The organism is Enterobacter cloacae complex sp. IR5418, from assembly GCF_049238105.1.
Classification (GTDB): Bacteria; Pseudomonadota; Gammaproteobacteria; order Enterobacterales; family Enterobacteriaceae; genus Enterobacter; species Enterobacter hormaechei.
In genome coordinates, this window is sequence record NZ_JBMKHS010000054.1 from 1 (window position 1) to 16,943 (window position 16,943).

A 16,943-nucleotide genomic window follows, 5' to 3' on the forward strand; every position below is an offset into this window, starting at 1 on the left:
GTCGCGCTACTTCCCAAACCGACGTTTTATAGATTGCTCTCGAGCAGCCTGGCCGATAACTTCACCAGATTTTTTAGCAGAAATAACTGGGTGAAAAATATGCAAATTGGCTATGTAAGGGTGTCAACAAATGACCAGAATACGGATCTTCAGCGGCAAGCACTCGAACGCGCAGGATGTGAACAGATTTACGAAGAAAAAATGAGCGGAACGGTAGCGAACAGGCCAGCACTAAAAAAGCTTCTCAAGGCATTAAACGAGGGGGATACGCTGGTGGTCTGGAAGCTGGATCGCCTTGGGCGCAGCATGCGTAATCTGGTGCTGTTGGTGGACGAGCTTCGGCAGCGCGGTATCCACTTTAAGAGCCTCACCGACAGTATAGATACATCAAGTCCGATGGGGCGTTTCATTTTTCATATTATGTCAGCTCTAGCAGAAATGGAGAGGGAGTTGATAGTGGAACGCACTCGGGCGGGTTTGGCGGTTGCGAGGGAAAAGGGGCGGATAGGCGGCAGGCGTCCGAAGTTAACTGCTGAACAATGGGCGCAGGCCGGGCGGCTCATTTCAAATGGTGTTGAAAGAAAGCAGGTAGCAATAATTTATGACGTGGCAGTTTGCACGCTATATAAAAAATTTCCTGTATCTAAGCTGATTTAAGTCTTTCTACGTGCCTCAGTCTTGTGACTTTCAACAATTATGATGAGAGAGTATTACAGCAGACCAAATCGGAGAAAGCATATGAGAATATAACCACAACATGACTTCTGATTATATGCCCCATTTACTGCTAGTTTTTGCTACTCTATGAGAGGCAATGCCTGTCATCTTAAGTGGATCTAAGTTAATGGAATGAATAATTATGAGTGAAAATGATACAATCCCAAAGCAGTCCAAAAGCCAGATTAACAAAGCGGTATTCTTTACATCTGCTTTGTTAATTTTCCTTCTTGTCGCCTTTGCCGCTGTATTCCCGGATATTGCCGACAAAAATTTTAAACTTCTACAGCAGCAAATCTTCACGAATGCCAGCTGGTTCTACATCCTTGCGGTGGCCCTCATTTTACTGAGCGTCACCTTCCTGGGACTCTCACGCTACGGTGATATTAAGCTGGGCCCGGACCATGCGCAGCCTGATTTCAGCTATCACTCCTGGTTTGCGATGCTTTTCTCGGCAGGGATGGGGATCGGCCTGATGTTCTTTGGCGTTGCTGAACCGGTGATGCATTATCTTTCACCTCCCGTTGGCACCCCAGAGACAGTTGCGGCAGCGAAGGAAGCAATGCGCCTGACGTTCTTCCACTGGGGCCTGCATGCATGGGCAATCTATGCCATCGTGGCGTTGATCCTGGCCTTTTTCAGTTACCGTCACGGTCTGCCATTAACGCTGCGTTCCGCACTCTATCCCATTATTGGCGATCGCATATATGGGCCTATAGGCCATGCGGTAGATATTTTCGCCGTTATCGGCACGGTCTTTGGCGTTGCGACATCGCTGGGGTACGGTGTTTTGCAGGTGAATGCTGGTTTGAATCATCTTTTCGGGGTGCCCATCAATGAAACGGTGCAGGTCATTCTGATCGTTGTCATCACGGGGCTAGCGACGATTTCGGTGGTGTCCGGCCTGGACAAGGGAATACGCATCCTGTCCGAACTCAACCTGGGCCTGGCGGTGCTGCTGCTGGCTCTGGTCCTGTGTCTGGGACCAACCGTGCTTCTGCTGAAGTCATTTGTGGAAAATACGGGCGGTTATCTTTCGGAACTGGTGAGTAAAACGTTCAACCTTTACGCGTATGAACCTAAGTCGAGCAACTGGCTGGGGGGCTGGACATTATTGTACTGGGGATGGTGGCTTTCATGGTCGCCGTTTGTGGGGATGTTCATCGCAAGGGTCTCTCGCGGTCGAACCATTCGCGAGTTTGTTACCGGCGTGCTGTTTGTTCCCGCCGGCTTTACGCTCATGTGGATGACGGTGTTTGGTAACAGCGCAATCTATCTCATTATGAACCAGGGGGCGACTGACCTCGCCAATACCGTTCAGCAGGATGTCGCGCTGGCCCTGTTTAATTTCCTGGAGCATTTCCCGTTCTCCTCCGTACTGTCATTCATTGCAATGGCGATGGTCATCGTCTTCTTCGTCACGTCTGCTGACTCGGGGGCAATGGTTGTGGATACGCTGGCATCAGGTGGGGTGGCAAACACCCCTGTCTGGCAGCGTATCTTCTGGGCGTCGCTCATGGGCATTGTAGCAATTGCACTTCTGATTGCGGGTGGGCTAAGCGCGCTGCAAACGGTGACAATAGCGAGTGCATTACCCTTCTCAGTGATCTTACTGGTATCCATATACGGACTGTTAAAAGCCCTGAGACGGGATTTGACGAAGCGTGAAAGCCTGAGCATGGCAACTATTGCGCCGACGGCTGCACGTAACCCGATTCCCTGGCAGAGAAGGTTGCGTAATATCGCCTATCTGCCTAAGCGTTCTCTTGTGAAACGCTTTATGGACGACGTTATCCAGCCCGCCATGACGCTGGTTCAGGAAGAGCTCAACAAGCAGGGAACGATTAGCCACATTAATGACGCTGCCGACGATCGTATTCGCCTTGAAGTCGATCTGGGTAACGAATTGAACTATATTTATGAAGTGAGGCTTCGCGGGTATAACTCGCCAACCTTCGCCCTTGCTGCTATGGATAATGATGAGCAGCAGGCTGAGCAACATCGATATTATCGCGCAGAGGTTTATCTCAAAGAAGGCGGTCAAAATTATGATGTGATGGGCTGGAATCAGGAACAGCTTATTAATGACATACTCGACCAGTACGAAAAACATCTGCACTTCCTGCACCTGGTTCGTTAATATCCATATGCCACCCTGAGGGGTGGCATTTTATTTTTATCAGCCACTATACGAGGGAATGCAATATGATCTCACGCTGGCAATGGATTCTGAAGCAGGTATTTAAAAAGTTATGGTTCAGGGCTGGATTATTCGCAATTGTAGCGATAATGACGGCTCTTTTATCAATTCTGTTTAAATCAATGATCCCTGAGTCGGTATCGGTGAAGGTTGGCGCAGAAGCTGTGGATAACATACTAAATATACTGGCATCGAGTATGCTAGCAGTTACCACATTTTCGCTTAGTATCATGGTCACAGCGTACGGATCAGCTACAACTAATGTGACACCAAGAGCTACACGATTAGTTGTTGAAGACGTAACCACACAAAATGTACTGGCCACATTCATCGGTTCATTTCTCTTCAGCCTGGTAGGGATCATTGCCCTTAATATGGGAGCCTACGGAGAAAGGGGGAGAGTCATTTTATTCGTCGTCACACTGGTGGTCATTGGTTTAATTCTCATCACATTGCTTCGTTGGATACAGCATTTGACCTCCCTGGGAAGGGTTGGTGAGACGACAGCAAAGGTGGAACAGGCAGCAATCGAAACATTTGTTGAAAGAGCTAAAAGTCCATATCTGGGCGGATATCCATGGCTTGAGAACAATGAACAACCAAACGGAACGGTTGCAGTTTATCCAGAGATAATTGGCTATGTTGAATATATTGATATGCTGAAACTCAGCAGGTTGCTAACTGAGGATCCTCGACATGTATATCTTGTAGCACAGCCAGGCAGCTTCATACACCCCTCGATGCCAGTTTTGTATCTGAGTCAGGGGCAGGGGCCATTAATCAGTAAAGACCTGCTTGATACAATCATCGTCTCAGATGTACGTTCATTTTCTCAGGATCCCCGATTTTGTCTTAGCGTTATGGCTGAAATAGCCTGCAGGGCCCTTTCACCGGCAGTGAACGATCCTGGCACCGCAATTGATGTCATTGGCAGAGGTGTACGAGTACTATCCGCTTATGCGCAGAATAAATCAGATGAAACTGAAGTGATATATCCTTCAATACATGTTGCGCCACTTCAGAACAGGGAACTACTGGAAGACTTTTTCTTACCTATTGCCCGTGATGGTGCCGGTATGAGTGAGATCCAAAGGAGAGTGCTCAAAGGGCTATCAATGTTAGGAAGTAGTTGGCCGCGCGAGTTTGAAGATGCTGCACATATTTTGGCACGTGAAATTTTAGAGTATGTAAATCGTGCAGCTCACACCGATTCCGATAAGGCTCGGATTCAATTAGTCTATGAACGTTTATTTTCCGACATACAATCAAAAACTATCAATGTTAAAACCGGCAAGAAGAACTAATGGGTTTGGGATGCGTTTCATAATTGAGGATTGCCAAAAAGAGGTTATCAAAACCCAAACTTCATCGAAATTAATCAATGGGTTAGGTAAAGGTTTAAAAAGCTTGACTAGAACTCCAATTATGATAGATTCCTCTAAAATTCAATGAATTACTTTCGCCTTGTTGAAATACTGCTGCGTCATATGGAATGGTTCGAAGCCGCAGACCTGATCGTTAAAGGTATGGAAGGCGCGATTAACGCCAAAACCGTCACCTATGACTTTGAACGTCTGATGGAAGGCGCTAAACTGCTGAAATGCTCAGAGTTTGGCGACGCGATTATCGCGAACATGTAATCCACTCGCTGGGTTAAGTGATAACGGGAGCCTGAGGGTTCCCGTTTTTTATGCACACAACAGGTAAACTACGCTATGAACCAGGATATCCCGCTGAAGTATTATGACATTGTCGATGAGTATGCGACTGAAACGGCGAAACCGGTTGAAGAGGCAGAGCGTACGCCGCTGGCACACTACTTCCAGCTGCTACTTACTCGTCTGTATAACAATGAGGAAATCAGTGAAGAGGCGCAGCGGGAGATGGCTGTGCAGGCAGAGATAGCTGAAGATCGCATTGACGATATTGCAAACTTCCTGAATCAATGGGGTAATGAATAACGCATCATCGCGCGGAGTCTGCCAGCAGGCTGGCCAGGTCGTGCCGGGTGAGTGACTTTGAAAAGTACCAGCCTTGTACGAGGGCATCAGGGTATCTCTGCGCGATGAACTGATATTGCGTTTCGCTTTCGACCCCTTCAAAAACGAGGGTTTTATGAAGTTTAGCGAGCGCGTCGCTAAAAATAACCAGAATATCCTGTTTATAGTGCTCGTTGATGCCGTCCACTAGCGACTTGTCCACCTTAATCTCGTCATATTTGAGATTTGATAGCCTGGCCAGATTCGAGTTTTGCACGCCAAAATCGTCTATTGAAATTTTGACGCCTGCCGATTTCAGCTCCTCACAAAACTCTTCAAGAATGGCCGAAGTGGAAACGCCGTTCTCGGATAACTCAATTTTGATTAACGATAAGGGTATAGCGTTCTGTAAGCATTCATGGCGTAACACCGCCAGGAATTTGCCGTCTTCAATTTCCGTTCGGCCAACGTTCAACGAAATCATTAACTGATGTTCAGTGGCCAGTGCAGCAATTTCCGCCAGGGATTTTTTTATCATGTTCTGATAATAGACGTTATACAGGCCAATTTTTTTAATTAACGGGATAAACAGCTCAGGAGAAACCTCTTTGTGATTGTTATCCTGCCATCTTGATAATACTTCAACACCGACGATTTTCTTATCGGCCACCCGAATAACAGGCTGAAAATGAACGCTGATGGTATTCGCTTTCACCGCCTTGACCAGCGTTCGCTCCAGAGAACGCCAGTCTTCATAAAGCCGCAGAGAAAATAGCGTCAGCGACACCCAGATAAAGTATAAAAACAGGCACAGGAGCACCATCACTATGTGGGAGAGTGAGGCCAGTCCGGCATCGTGGTGTGTGACTGTAACGCACAGATCCCAGCGTGTACTGCACTGCGTCACAGCCAGCGTAAATAACAGAGACTGTAAGCGGCTAAGGTTTTCTGTAGGAGACGTAACCGTGAAAAAGGTGCGGTCGAAATCTTTAGTGGAAGAACGAAGCGAATAGTTGGCGGTGACGGGTGTAAATTTATCGTAGGCCGAACGGGAGGTGAAGATAATAAGATGGTTATAAATTGTCGCATTGCCGACAAAGAAATCTTTCTGCGAAAATTGCGCCAGACTGAATCCGTTCTGGGTTTTATGTATCTCAGAGGGCAGGGTGATGGGATGCGCCAGTTTGCCCCAAAACGCGGTGCAGGTAATTTTCCCCTTTTCAATAAACCCCACATCGGCGAAATAGAGACTGCGCATCTTTAATTTTCGGTAGACGTTCAGACTTGCGCTATCGCATCCCTGTACGGAGGTATTTTTTAGCGTACTGGCGATATTTTGCGTAAATGCTTCGGAATAGCTTAAGAGCGTGTGGGAGAGATCTCTCTGCCGGTTCTTTTGCTGCTCAGTGATAATGGCATTAACCGCATACAGCGACAGGACGACCATAAAGGTTGAGATGATAGCAACGGCTATGGCCTTCTTCATTTTCCTGCTGTCCCGCCACGTCCTGAGGTGCAGGGATCTTAACACAGGTCATAAAAGCTACAAGTATGAGAGTTGAGCCTGCCCGGAACTGAAATGAAAGCCACCGTGCCAGGCTCCGTTCATTTCAGAACCACTCAAACCGTGTAGAGAGCAGTAACAGTAGCGTACTGGCAGAAACAAGATTAAGACAGATGACAAACTTGCTCGATACGTTCATGTTATCAACGTTTTTTGCTGTTCAGGAGCCACAGAGATTAGCGTTTCACTCTCACAAATAAAACGCCAGATTTTGGTGGTTTCAGGTAAAAAAAAGCCCACTCAAAAGTGGGCAAGAAATACTGGAAGCAATGTGAGCAATGTCGTACTGAATACCTGAGTGATTTGCTCAACTATTCAGTAATGAGAAAGATAATCTTTCTCAGTAAAAGATGCAACCCCACGATGAGTGTGGAACGACAATTTTTTGCTGCTCATATTTCACTCAAACGAACCATGTGATTCTTATCACAAATTTCCTTTCTCAGATCCTGTGCTATCCTTTTCTGTGTCGTTGATTTAATGACAAAAACCATACAGAGAGGAAAGCTATGGGAATTTTATCCTGGATTATCTTTGGGCTGATTGCGGGGATCCTGGCGAAGTGGATCATGCCGGGCAAAGATGGCGGCGGTTTCATCGTCACGATCATTCTGGGGATTGTGGGTGCAGTCGTCGGTGGCTGGATCAGTACCCTGTTCGGCTTTGGCAGAGTTGATGGCTTCAACTTCGGCAGCTTTGTCGTCGCGGTGATTGGCGCGCTGGTGGTTCTGTTTATCTACAGAAAAATCAAAAGCTAAATCTGACCTGTGTTAAAAAAGGCTGCCTGACGGCGGCCTTTTTACGTTGGGCGTTACCACCAGCCTAGCTGCGTTCCGGCGACGGCCACGATGGCGACAATCAGCATGATGAGGGTCGTTTTTCTCATTTATGCTCCCGGCGCGGCGTAACCGCCGATGAAAAACCAGCCTAAAAACACCACCGCCGTGATAAAAATAACCACCGGAAAGAGGATCCCTATTCTCATGCCATCACCTGTTTGAGTTTGTATAAGGCCGTAGAGTGTACGGTTTTAATCTAACGCGACAAAGCCTGTTTTGCTTTTCCCTTTTTTATCCTGATACATCGCGAGGTCTGCGGTGCGCAGGGCGCTATCTTCATCAGTGCTGTGAGGATCAACGATAACGACGCCAAGGCTTGCTCCAGGATAGAGAATAGTGGCATTACCCAACCCGTATTCACCCGCAATGCGGCTATTGAGGCGGGTTTTGATTGCGTTGACCTCTGTGCTGGCGTCGCCATCATCGCCGTGACTCAAGCTGGCAACCAGAAATTCATCGCCGCCGAGTCGGCCGATAATCTCATCCTGCGTTTGCTCGTGCGTCAGTCGCCTGCCGACCTGTACGAGGAACCGATCGCCCGCCTCATGCCCGTACTGGTCATTGATTCGCTTGAAATCATCGAGGTCAATAAAGGCCATCATGACGTTGCGGTTAAGATGGCGCGCCAGTGAGAACAGGGTGGTGAGATTTTCAAAAATAGCGCGGCGATTCGGCAGGCCGGTGAGGGCGTCGGTGTAAGAGTGGGCAATGAGCGCCGCGTTTGCTTCGCGAAGCTGAAGCACAAGCGACTCTTTCTGGATGTACTGACCAATTAACCCGGCAAAGAGTCTGATCACCTGCTCGCCACGCTCGCTGAACTGTTTTTGTGCGGTGCTGGCAGCGCAAAGCGTGCCGTACAGAGAACCGTCAGCAAGATGAACCGGCACGCTCATATAGGTTGTAATACCCAGTGCTTTTGCCGCTTCACACTCCGGCCAGCGTTCGGGCACCTCGTTACTGAACACCGTATCGCTATCAATGGCGCGCTTACACAGCGTTTCGTCCCAGGGCACGCTGAACCCTTCCGGGATCTGCATTTGCTTGCTGTTACGGGCGTACAAAATATGCTGCAAACGCGCATTAATATCGATTTTCGTCAGGTAGGTTGATTCCATATCCGTCACAATTTCCAGCATTTCCAGTAGCTGACGCACCAGACTGTCGAGAGATTGCTCAGTGGAGAGGGTTTCTGAAACACGGGCAAGAATGATATCTGACATGAGGCAGGTTAACTCCCATGCAGAAGACCTCTGTATCTGCATGTTATGCTGAAAATATAGACTCCGGCCATAGTAAAACATGAATGAGAAAAATTTTATATATTCTTTGGGAAGCGGGCTGGGGGACAGGCAAAAAAAGCCCCAATGCGGAGATCGGGGCAAAACATCTTGATTACGGAATGATGTTCTCTGGTCAGAGTGAGAACAGGCCCTACTATAGGGGGAAATAGTGTAGGTTTAATGGAGAAAACATGGAGAAAACGGCAATGACCCGTTACTCTGACGTTTTCAAAACACCTGAAGGATCATGATGATGAAATATCTTCTTCTGGCGCTGGCATTACCGCTGGCCGCCTGCTCAACAAAGACAACCCCTCCTGATGCGCCTCAGCCGCCGCACGCTATCGGTATGGCCAACCCGGCGTCAGTGTACTGTCTGGAGAAAGGGGGAGAGCAAATCCCTGTTCAAAGTCCTCAGGGCGTTCGCACCGAGTGCAAACTGCCGGGCGGGGAAGTGATCGATGAATGGGATCTCTACCGCCGCGATCACCCGCAACCGACCAGATGACAACGGCAATAAAACTGCGATACACTTCTCTTTAGGATTATTCTTAGTCAGTTTCTGGCAGTACGTGTGCGAGAAGAAGTATGTTTCAGTTAAAACCGGGCAGCATGGCGATGATCGTGGGTGCGCGTACGACGGCAGGCCGTCGAAATATCGGTAAATCCGTGGAGCTGTTTGGCGTTTGTCAGCCGGGCCAGCGTTTTGTGAACCCGGTTAACGGCGTCATGACGCAATTACCCGCCACGTCAGCGCGTGCGCTGTGGCTGGTCACCGGTGATGTCTACGCGTTTGATAACCAGCACGGTTTTGCGTTTGTTCGCCCGGAACATCTGATGCCGCTTACTCCGGACGAGATGCCACACATCGTTGATGAACTGGCGATCGGTTAATCACAGTTTACGCAGCCAGTCTGCCAGCACCCGGGCGTGATTCTGCTCCGTATTTTTCGCCCCATAGAGTAGCGTCACGGTCTGCTGTCGGGCGAGGGCCGCAAGGCGTTTGCCTTCATCCTGATGCTGCGCCAGCTCTTTTCGATAGGCCTCACTGAACGCGGTGAAATCGATCGTTTCACTGTGGAAAGCTTTTCGTAGTTCGCTGGACGGCGTTAGCGCTTTACACCACTCATCATACGCAAGGTCGCTCTTTTTTATCCCTCGCGGCCAGAGTCTGTCGACCAGGATCCGGTAACCGTCTTTTGAGGTCGCCTGCTCATACACGCGTTTACATTGAATCATGGGGCCTCCTCATTTCCTTACGACCTTCAGCAAGAACACTATAGCACCCGCCGTTTAGCCACCCAATTTAAGGTATTGTGATAATTGCAAAAGATCGGTAGTCTGAGGTTCCTTATGTTATCTGAAAATCCTCCTGCATAAGGAATCTCTCATGGAACTCTCCCCGGTTAAAACGACGCTGCGCATTGCACTGGTAGGTGATTACAATCCCGATGTTACTGCGCACCAGGCGATCCCGCTGGCAATTGACGACGCCGCTGCGGTTCTGGATCTCACCGCTGATTATGACTGGCTCGCCACGCCTGAGCTGACCAGCCCCGAAGACCTGGTCGGGTACGATGCCATCTGGCTGGTACCGGCAAGCCCATATAAAAACACCGAGGCGGCATTTATTGCGGCACGTTACGCGCGTGAGAACAGCATTCCTTTTCTCGGCACCTGCGGCGGGTTCCAGCATGCGTTGATTGAGTATGCGCGTAATGTTCTGGGCTGGCACGATGCAGGCCATGCCGAAACGGATACCGAAGGGAGGATGGTGATTGCGCCGCTGACCTGCTCGCTGGTGGAAAAAACCGACGCGATCGAACTGCGGAACAACACACTGATTGCCAGAGCGTACGGCAAGCCGGAAATTCAGGAAGGGTATCACTGCAATTACGGCGTCTCATCTGAGTTTGCCAGCCAGCTTGAGCGGGGCGACATGCGCGTAACGGGCTGGGACGAGCAGGGCGAGATCCGCGCGGCAGAGCTGGTGACCCATCCCTTCTTTGTGATTACCCTGTTCCAGCATGAGCGAGCTGCGCTGCAAGGGCGTCCGGTCGTGCTGGTACAGGCCATGCTCCGGGCGGCGCAGGGATAAAAAAGCAGACCGTCAGGTCTGCCTTGTGTGTCAGCGGGGTGTGATCTCCCGGTCACGCCCGGCAAGTATGCCGCACAGGGCCATCACCACCGCGGCCAGCGCACAGGCGAGCAGCGGAATGCGCCAGTCTCCGGCGGTATCGTGAATTTTCCCCATCAACGGTGGACCGCAGGCCGCCAGAAGATAGCCAATTGACTGTGCCATGCCGGAGAGCGCGGCGGCCTGATGTGCCGAGCTGGCGCGCAGTCCGATAAACGTCAAACCGAGGATCATGGTGGCGCCGGATCCAAAGCCAAATACCAGCGTCCAGACGACGGCCAGCCCCGGCGCGAACCAGAACCCGGCTGCGCTGACGGCGCACATCAGGGCGACCAGCCCGGCAATGCCACGCTGATCGTGAAGACGGTGCAGGATCAGCGGAATGGCGAGACCGGGGACAGCGGTTGCCAGCTGGAGAAGCCCGTGCATGGAGCCAGCCTGCGTTTCACTGTAGCCATGGCTAAGCAGAATCGCGGGTAACCAGCCGATAATGACGTAGTAAATCAGCGAGTTAATGCCCAGAAAAAGCGTCACCTGCCAGGCGAGGGCGGAGCGCCAGATAGCCCGATTGTGCAACGCGCCCGCTCCGGTCAGGGTGGCAGCGGGTCTGTTGCGCCATTGCGGTAACCACAGCAGCAGCGCCACCAGCGGGAAGAACATCAGCATCAACAGCGCCCCGTGCCAGCCAGCACTCCCCAGCGACAGCGGGACGATCAGCGCCGACCCTGCGGCGGCGGCGGCCCCCATCGTCAGCGAATACGCCCCCGTGAGTTTTGCGACCTGGCCCGGAAAATCGCGTTTGATTAATCCGGGTAACAGGACATTGCCCAGCGCAATTCCGCAGCCCACGATCGCCGTACCGATAAACAACAGCGAGGCCGACGGCAGCGAACGTACGCCAATCCCGATGCAAATCAGCAGCAGAGCGATAAAAAGGCTGCGCTCCATGCCCAGGCGCCGGGCGACGCCTGCGGCAAGGGGAGAGATCAAGGCGAAGGCCAGCAGGGGCAGCGTCGTGAGGAGGCCGGTTTGCGCCGTGCTTAAGCCATAGTCCTGTCGAATGGTGTCGAGCAGGGGGGCAACGCCGGTAAAGGTGACGCGCAGCGTCGTGGCAATCATCAGGATGCCTGCAATCAGCAGTGCACCCTGTTTCCCGGAAGGTTGAATAGCAGTAGTCATTATTGTCTCTTACGTTCAGGCGAGCGCATACCATACCGATTTAAGTCGTGGTTGAAATCAGGCTAAAATGACAGTTTATCGCTCATATCGGACAACTTTATGTACGGACTGGGGCTCGACGGCTACGATCCCGATAGCCAGCACGACGCGGCGGTAGCCTTTCGCATCCGCGTGGTGGCACAAGAACAATACATTCCACGGCATCAGCACCGCAAAGGGCAGCTGATTATGGCGCTGGGTGGCGCGATCACCTGTGAAGTGGCAAACGCGATGCTGATGGTGCCGCCCCAGTATGCGGTGTGGATCCCAGGACAAACGCCGCACAGCAACAAGGCGACGCCCGGCGCGCAGCTCTGCCTGCTGTTTGTTGAACCCGGTGCGCTCGACTTGCCGTTGCGTACCTGTACGCTGAAAATATCGCCCCTGGTGCGGGAACTGGTGCTGGCGCTCGCGGACAGATCACGGGAAGAACTGTCACTTCCCGCTACCCGACGGCTGGTAGACGTCCTGTTTGACGAACTGCCCCTGCAACCGCAGGAGCATCTACAGCTGCCGGTTTCATCGCATCCGAAAATTCGCCTGATGAGTGAGACCATGGCAAACGAACCTGCCGCCTGGCAGACGCTGGCGCAGTGGGCCAGCCACTTTGCCATGAGCGAGCGCAATCTGGCGCGGCTGGTGGTGAAAGAGACCGGCTTAAGCTTTCGCCGCTGGCGACACCAGCTCCAGCTGATTGTCGCATTGCAGTTCTTGATTGGCGGGAAGTCGGTCCAGCAGACGGCACAGGCGCTGGGGTATGACTCCACCACCGCCTTTATCACCATGTTCAGGAAAGGACTGGGGCAGACGCCTGCCCGTTATATCGCCAGCCTGACTACGTCTTCCCGATAAACAGCGAAACCAGTCCGGCGGCAATCAGCGGGCCAACCGGCACGCCACGAAACAGCGCTACGCCCAGCACGGTACCCACCAGCAGACCGGCCACCAGAGAAGGCTGGCTGCTCATCAGCGTCACGCCACGCCCGCCAAGCCATGAGACAAAAACGCCTACCGCAATCGCCACCAGCGATTTCCAGTTCACAAAAGCGTGCAGCAGCGTTGAGGCCGGTAGCGTTCCGCTGGCAATCGGGGCCATCACGCCGATGGTCAAAATGATGATCCCGATGGTAAGCCCCTGTTTTTCTATCCACGGGAAGAAGGTGTTTAACGGCGTGACGCGAACGATGATCAGCACCAGAATGGAAATCGCGACGGTGGTGTTGTGGCTGACAAAACCCAGCGCAGCCAGGGCCAGAAGTATAAGCAGAGTAGGGTCGAACATGACGGGATCCTTGCCAAAAATAGTAAGCCTGCTTACTTTACGCGCAAACGCGACGGCAGGCAGGCTTTACTGAAAAAATTGTCTATTTTTGGGCGCTTGCCTGAAATCAGCTCACCAGATCGCCCACCAGCGGGCTGCCCTCACGGACAAACACCGGGATGGTGTCCAGCGCCGCGGGCACCCTGATATACTCCCCGCCAGCGTAGCGCTCTCCGTTCAGGGCGATCCAGCTATTGCCTGGCGGCAACCAGACATCGCGCTCACGCTGACCGGCCTGCATAACCGGCGCCACGAGGAGATCTTCGCCAAACAGATACTGATCTTCACATGCCCAGCTCTGTTTATCCTGAGGATAGTGCCAGAACAGCGGACGCATAAGCGGGTCTCCATGCCGGTGAGCCTGCTGGTATAGCGCGTCAATATACGGGCGCAGGGTTTCGCGCACGGTAAGCCAGTGCTGCATGATGGCGTAATTCTCTTCTCCGTAACTCCACAGTTCATTAGGCGAACCGCTGTTGCACTGAGGAATACCGTCCCGGTAGCGCTCCGGGGGCTGGATCTGCGGTTCACGATAGCCGTGCATGCGCAGAACCGGCGTAAACACCGCCCACTGGAACCAACGGATCAGCAATTCGTGGAACGCCGGGTCGTTAACGTTCCCTCCCTGGAAACCGCCGATATCGGTCGTCCACCATGGGATCCCCGCCAGCCCCATATTCAGTCCCGCGGCGAGTTGATTGCGAAAAGCATGGAACGAGGAGTGGACATCACCCGACCAGGCCAGCACGCCGAAGCGCTGGCTGCCTGCCCAGGCACAGCGTACCAGGTTAACAATGTCGGTTTCACCGTTCGCCTGAAGCCCATCGTAAAAGCCCTGCGCAAAATCACGCGGGTAGCGATTGCCCACTTCAAGCACCGGACCGGCGTGGTAGCGATAGTTGTCAAAATCATAGGCGCGGTATTCCGGTTCCGCTTCGTCCAGCCAGAACAGTTTAATGCCCATGTCGTAGTAATTTTTCTTCACCGTATCCCAGACGAATTTGCGCGCCTCAGGATGGGTCGCATCAAAGAAGGTGGTATTGCCCATAAAATCGAGGTTGACCTGCACGCCCCGTTCACTGCTGACCAGCCAGCCTTTGGCTTTCATCAGCGGGTAGAGGGGGCTGCGGGCTTCAACCGTTGGCCACACCGACACCATCAGCGCAATCCCCATCTCGCGCAGTTCGTCGACCATCCCTTTCGGATCGGGCCAGTCCACGGGATCGAAGCACCAGGTGCCCTGGTTCGGCCAGTGGAAAAAGTCGATGACCATCACCGAGAGCGGCAGATTACGGCGGCGATACTCCCGTGCGACCTCCAGCACCTCCTGCTGGGTGCGGTATCGCAATTTGCACTGCCACAGGCCGCTGATAAACGCCGGGGCGGGTGGCGGAGTACCGGTGGCTTTCACGTACTGACGGGTGATATCCGCCACCGTGTCAGCGGCGGTGATCCAGTAGTCCATTTCTCCCGTCACACGGGCGCGCCATTCCGTCTGATTTTTTGCAAAGCTGGCTTCACCAATTGCCGGGTTGTTCCATAGCAGGCCATAGCCAAGGCTGGACTGCATAAAAGGCACGCTGGCCTGGGAGTTGCGCTGCGCCAGTTCCAGCGTACAGCCTTTCAGATCCAGCCACGGCTGTTGATACTGACCCATGCCGTAGATACGTTCATCCGGACGCGATTCAAACCGGACGGTAAGCTGATATTTTCCGCCCATCAGCGGCTTAAATTCGCGGCCATCGAGCTTCAGGGCGCTGACATATTTATCCTGACTCTTCTCGCTGGCACCAATACCCACCGTTGAACGCTGGCGCCACATCTCCTCCAGCAGCAGCTCACCACGTTGATTGTAGAAGGCCAGCTGACCTTTAAGGTTCAGCGTCGCGGTAATATTGCCGTTGCGCAGCGTCAGGCTTTCCGCTTCGGCGACAATCTCTGCCTGACAAGGGGCGGCGGGCAACAGTGCCTGCAAGGCTTCATCGAACGTCGGGGAGCAGGTAGCCCTGACGCGCAGGCTGTTTTCCCCCCACGGTTCAATACGCAGGATCTGGCGTTCAAAACGCCATTCAATACTGTTGGAATGCTGAATCAGCTCACTCATGGATAACGCGTCCTTCTAAACGGGGTGTTTGGCGAGATGGATGGATTGCATGGTGCTGTCGTCGAGCCGGTACCAGCGCAGCGTGGCAAATGCGCAGAGGGACAAGACGCCAGGCACGACGGTGAAGAGGGCGATGATGCAGTACATGGCCGTGGTGGTCTGTTCCGGGGCATTGGCAACATAGCCGCTTAAGCCCAGCGTCCAGCCGACAATCGCGCCGCTGATCGCCATCCCCAGCTTGAGTACGGCGAGGAAGGTGGAGAAGATCACGCCATCCATGCGTTTGCCCTGTTTCCATTCGCCGTAGTCGGCGACGTCCGCCATCATCACCCACATCAGCGTGGTGGTGGCCTGGTAAAGGGTGGAGACGATGAACGTCATGGGCACCAGAATCAGCACCGACTTAGGCGCAAAGAACAGGGCAATGCTGAGCATCCCCGCCAGTACGGAACAGTATCCAAACATCTGCACTTTGCTGACGTTCTGCGTCAGCCGTTTGGCCAGCGCGCTGCCTGCGGCTTTCCCCAGAATATGCGCCCCGAGCATCCACATAAAATAGCTTGCGCTACCGAGATAATAAGTGACGAAATACATCATTGCGCCAAGGCGAATAACGCCAAAACCGATGTTGGTTAATACCAGGACAGCGACAACTCGCCATTGATCGTTTCGTAATAAATCCCGCAGTTCCGCAAGATAATTATTGTGGGTGGCGGGAGCCTTAATACGTTCACGCGTATTGGCGAAACAGATCCAGAACATGACGACCGCGACGGTCGCCATAATGGCCATCGCCCAGCGGTAGCCCAGTAATTTATCGTCGCCGCCTAAAAACTCTGCCAGCGGCATCATAAAGAATGTCGACAGCGCGCCACCCAGCGTGGCCAGGAAAAAGCGATAAGACTGGAGAGAAATTCGCGCATCGTTATCTGGCGTAATCACCGCACCCATGGAGCAATAGGGAATATTGATCGCGGTATACATCAGCATCATCAGGGTATAGCTGACGGTGGCGAAAATCATTTTACCGTGCAGATCGAGCGACGCCGGTACGGCGTAGGTGAGCAGACAGCTTGCGCCAAAGGGCAGCGCCAGCCACAACATCCACGGACGGAATTTGCCCCAGCGGGTGCGCGTCCTGTCTGCAATATAGCCCATTGCCGGATCTATGATGGCATCGGCGGTTCTCGCCAGAAGAAACATGGTGCCCACGAAGGCGGCAGGAAGCCCCACCACGTCCGTATAGTAAAACGTCAGAAAAATAATGACGTTATCCAGCCCAATATGGCTGGCCATATCGCCTAACCCATAACTGATTTTTTCTTTACGGGTAATTATCTCGGTCATTGTCATCACCTTGCCAGTGTAAGGTTTATTTATGCGGTGCTCCGTTTAACAGGGTTAACTACGATGAAAAGGTTCACAATTGCGAGATCTGGCATTGGGGTTACGTAAATTTCTTTTCGTGATACCGGTAACAAATAAAATATTTAAACAGTGACTTTACGTGGGGGAGGATATTTAACAGACTTTGTTGAATAAATCGAACTTTTGCTGAGTTGAAGGATCAGATCACGCATCTTC

General features: G+C 52.3%; 19 protein-coding genes and 1 pseudogene. 10 read left to right on the top strand and 10 right to left on the bottom strand.

The genetic code is table 11. The features are described 5' to 3' along the window. Positions 1–99: 99 nt before the first annotated feature. The 5 genes and pseudogenes from ACOTX7_RS22690 to ACOTX7_RS22710 all read left to right on the top strand — a co-directional run bounded on the left by ACOTX7_RS22690 (position 100) and on the right by ACOTX7_RS22710 (position 4,878). A complete protein-coding gene (locus ACOTX7_RS22690) occupies positions 100–657 on the top strand; it encodes a recombinase family protein (RefSeq protein ID WP_087529582.1) in 558 nt (185 codons plus the stop codon). A gap of 202 nt (positions 658–859) precedes the next feature. Beyond that, complete coding sequence (locus tag ACOTX7_RS22695; RefSeq protein WP_047027165.1) at positions 860–2,857, top strand: BCCT family transporter; 1,998 nt, start codon at positions 860–862, stop codon at positions 2,855–2,857. Positions 2,858–2,922: 65 nt separating this feature from the next. After that, positions 2,923–4,221, top strand: a complete 1,299-nt coding sequence (locus ACOTX7_RS22700) for a DUF2254 domain-containing protein (protein WP_045351079.1) — start codon at positions 2,923–2,925, stop codon at positions 4,219–4,221. A gap of 165 nt (positions 4,222–4,386) precedes the next feature. Further along, positions 4,387–4,557 (top strand): annotated as a pseudogene (locus tag ACOTX7_RS22705) (NADP-dependent isocitrate dehydrogenase); the annotation flags it as partial. 75 nt (positions 4,558–4,632) lie between these two features. Continuing rightward, complete coding sequence (locus ACOTX7_RS22710) at positions 4,633–4,878, top strand: DUF2543 family protein (RefSeq protein WP_006809209.1); 246 nt, start codon at positions 4,633–4,635, stop codon at positions 4,876–4,878. A gap of 4 nt (positions 4,879–4,882) precedes the next feature. On the opposite strand, the gene ACOTX7_RS22715 is transcribed toward ACOTX7_RS22710, so the two are convergent. Then, positions 4,883–6,382, bottom strand: a complete 1,500-nt coding sequence (locus tag ACOTX7_RS22715) for an EAL domain-containing protein (RefSeq protein ID WP_221255816.1) — start codon at positions 6,380–6,382, stop codon at positions 4,883–4,885. A gap of 124 nt (positions 6,383–6,506) precedes the next feature. Then, on the bottom strand, positions 6,507–6,599 hold the full coding sequence (gene yncL, locus ACOTX7_RS22720) for a stress response membrane protein YncL (RefSeq protein WP_071524166.1): 93 nt from the start codon (positions 6,597–6,599) through the stop codon (positions 6,507–6,509). Between the two features lie 370 nt (positions 6,600–6,969). Here yncL and ACOTX7_RS22725 point away from each other — a divergent pair, with 370 nt between their 5' ends. Continuing rightward, on the top strand, positions 6,970–7,218 hold the full coding sequence (locus ACOTX7_RS22725) for a GlsB/YeaQ/YmgE family stress response membrane protein (protein WP_003857896.1): 249 nt from the start codon (positions 6,970–6,972) through the stop codon (positions 7,216–7,218). A gap of 53 nt (positions 7,219–7,271) precedes the next feature. Here ACOTX7_RS22725 and yoaJ read toward each other — a convergent pair whose 3' ends face one another. Genes yoaJ through ACOTX7_RS22740 form a run of 3 tightly spaced genes read right to left on the bottom strand, consistent with a single transcriptional unit; the run spans position 7,272 to position 8,519 of the window. Then, positions 7,272–7,346: a protein YoaJ gene (gene yoaJ, locus ACOTX7_RS22730; protein WP_071785224.1), complete on the bottom strand. Its 75-nt coding sequence runs from the start codon at positions 7,344–7,346 to the stop codon at positions 7,272–7,274. Next, positions 7,347–7,445, bottom strand: a complete 99-nt coding sequence (locus ACOTX7_RS22735) for a YoaK family small membrane protein (RefSeq protein ID WP_032673531.1) — start codon at positions 7,443–7,445, stop codon at positions 7,347–7,349. A gap of 45 nt (positions 7,446–7,490) precedes the next feature. Further along, entirely contained in the window at positions 7,491–8,519 is a 1,029-nt protein-coding gene (locus tag ACOTX7_RS22740; protein ID WP_214591489.1) for a sensor domain-containing diguanylate cyclase, read from the bottom strand. A 313-nt stretch (positions 8,520–8,832) separates the two neighbouring features. On the opposite strand from ACOTX7_RS22740, the gene ACOTX7_RS22745 reads away from it, so the two are divergent. After that, positions 8,833–9,087, top strand: a complete 255-nt coding sequence (locus ACOTX7_RS22745) for a DUF333 domain-containing protein (protein WP_032673529.1) — start codon at positions 8,833–8,835, stop codon at positions 9,085–9,087. An 80-nt stretch (positions 9,088–9,167) separates the two neighbouring features. Continuing rightward, complete coding sequence (locus ACOTX7_RS22750; protein ID WP_221255817.1) at positions 9,168–9,473, top strand: hypothetical protein; 306 nt, start codon at positions 9,168–9,170, stop codon at positions 9,471–9,473. Here ACOTX7_RS22750 and ACOTX7_RS22755 read toward each other — a convergent pair whose 3' ends face one another. Then, positions 9,474–9,818, bottom strand: a complete 345-nt coding sequence (locus tag ACOTX7_RS22755) for a DUF488 domain-containing protein (RefSeq protein WP_006809204.1) — start codon at positions 9,816–9,818, stop codon at positions 9,474–9,476. Between the two features lie 151 nt (positions 9,819–9,969). On the opposite strand from ACOTX7_RS22755, the gene ACOTX7_RS22760 reads away from it, so the two are divergent. Then, complete coding sequence (locus ACOTX7_RS22760) at positions 9,970–10,677, top strand: CTP synthase C-terminal region-related (seleno)protein (RefSeq protein WP_221255818.1); 708 nt, start codon at positions 9,970–9,972, stop codon at positions 10,675–10,677. Between the two features lie 30 nt (positions 10,678–10,707). Here the strand turns inward: ACOTX7_RS22760 and ACOTX7_RS22765 are convergent, their stop codons facing one another. Then, entirely contained in the window at positions 10,708–11,895 is a 1,188-nt protein-coding gene (locus tag ACOTX7_RS22765) for a CynX/NimT family MFS transporter (protein WP_221813655.1), read from the bottom strand. Between the two features lie 99 nt (positions 11,896–11,994). On the opposite strand from ACOTX7_RS22765, the gene ACOTX7_RS22770 reads away from it, so the two are divergent. After that, positions 11,995–12,786: an AraC family transcriptional regulator gene (locus ACOTX7_RS22770; RefSeq protein WP_213826729.1), complete on the top strand. Its 792-nt coding sequence runs from the start codon at positions 11,995–11,997 to the stop codon at positions 12,784–12,786. Here the strand turns inward: ACOTX7_RS22770 and ACOTX7_RS22775 are convergent. From ACOTX7_RS22775 to ACOTX7_RS22785, 3 genes are all read right to left on the bottom strand, one after another. Then, positions 12,770–13,216, bottom strand: coding sequence for a DUF441 domain-containing protein (locus tag ACOTX7_RS22775; RefSeq protein ID WP_006809200.1), 447 nt, complete (start codon positions 13,214–13,216; stop codon positions 12,770–12,772). The genes ACOTX7_RS22770 and ACOTX7_RS22775 overlap by 17 nt on opposite strands. 106 nt (positions 13,217–13,322) lie before the next feature. Next, positions 13,323–15,359, bottom strand: a complete 2,037-nt coding sequence (locus tag ACOTX7_RS22780; RefSeq protein ID WP_221813656.1) for a TIM-barrel domain-containing protein — start codon at positions 15,357–15,359, stop codon at positions 13,323–13,325. 15 nt (positions 15,360–15,374) lie between these two features. Beyond that, entirely contained in the window at positions 15,375–16,706 is a 1,332-nt protein-coding gene (locus ACOTX7_RS22785; protein ID WP_221255821.1) for a glycoside-pentoside-hexuronide (GPH):cation symporter, read from the bottom strand. Positions 16,707–16,943 lie beyond the last annotated feature (237 nt).

What these genes read in the sequence shown, in the direction of transcription:
- ACOTX7_RS22690 (WP_087529582.1), top strand. Translation starts at nt 100, where the DNA reads ATGCAAATTGGCTATGTAAGGGTGTCAACAAATGACCAGAATACGGAT.
- ACOTX7_RS22695 (WP_047027165.1), top strand. Translation starts at nt 860, where the DNA reads ATGAGTGAAAATGATACAATCCCAAAGCAGTCCAAAAGCCAGATTAAC.
- ACOTX7_RS22700 (WP_045351079.1), top strand. Translation starts at nt 2,923, where the DNA reads ATGATCTCACGCTGGCAATGGATTCTGAAGCAGGTATTTAAAAAGTTA.
- ACOTX7_RS22710 (WP_006809209.1), top strand. Translation starts at nt 4,633, where the DNA reads ATGAACCAGGATATCCCGCTGAAGTATTATGACATTGTCGATGAGTAT.
- ACOTX7_RS22715 (WP_221255816.1), bottom strand. Translation starts at nt 6,382, where the DNA reads ATGAAGAAGGCCATAGCCGTTGCTATCATCTCAACCTTTATGGTCGTC.
- yncL (WP_071524166.1), bottom strand. Translation starts at nt 6,599, where the DNA reads ATGAACGTATCGAGCAAGTTTGTCATCTGTCTTAATCTTGTTTCTGCC.
- ACOTX7_RS22725 (WP_003857896.1), top strand. Translation starts at nt 6,970, where the DNA reads ATGGGAATTTTATCCTGGATTATCTTTGGGCTGATTGCGGGGATCCTG.
- ACOTX7_RS22735 (WP_032673531.1), bottom strand. Translation starts at nt 7,445, where the DNA reads ATGAGAATAGGGATCCTCTTTCCGGTGGTTATTTTTATCACGGCGGTG.
- ACOTX7_RS22740 (WP_214591489.1), bottom strand. Translation starts at nt 8,519, where the DNA reads ATGTCAGATATCATTCTTGCCCGTGTTTCAGAAACCCTCTCCACTGAG.
- ACOTX7_RS22745 (WP_032673529.1), top strand. Translation starts at nt 8,833, where the DNA reads ATGAAATATCTTCTTCTGGCGCTGGCATTACCGCTGGCCGCCTGCTCA.
- ACOTX7_RS22750 (WP_221255817.1), top strand. Translation starts at nt 9,168, where the DNA reads ATGTTTCAGTTAAAACCGGGCAGCATGGCGATGATCGTGGGTGCGCGT.
- ACOTX7_RS22755 (WP_006809204.1), bottom strand. Translation starts at nt 9,818, where the DNA reads ATGATTCAATGTAAACGCGTGTATGAGCAGGCGACCTCAAAAGACGGT.
- ACOTX7_RS22760 (WP_221255818.1), top strand. Translation starts at nt 9,970, where the DNA reads ATGGAACTCTCCCCGGTTAAAACGACGCTGCGCATTGCACTGGTAGGT.
- ACOTX7_RS22765 (WP_221813655.1), bottom strand. Translation starts at nt 11,895, where the DNA reads ATGACTACTGCTATTCAACCTTCCGGGAAACAGGGTGCACTGCTGATT.
- ACOTX7_RS22770 (WP_213826729.1), top strand. Translation starts at nt 11,995, where the DNA reads ATGTACGGACTGGGGCTCGACGGCTACGATCCCGATAGCCAGCACGAC.
- ACOTX7_RS22775 (WP_006809200.1), bottom strand. Translation starts at nt 13,216, where the DNA reads ATGTTCGACCCTACTCTGCTTATACTTCTGGCCCTGGCTGCGCTGGGT.
- ACOTX7_RS22780 (WP_221813656.1), bottom strand. Translation starts at nt 15,359, where the DNA reads ATGAGTGAGCTGATTCAGCATTCCAACAGTATTGAATGGCGTTTTGAA.
- ACOTX7_RS22785 (WP_221255821.1), bottom strand. Translation starts at nt 16,706, where the DNA reads ATGACCGAGATAATTACCCGTAAAGAAAAAATCAGTTATGGGTTAGGC.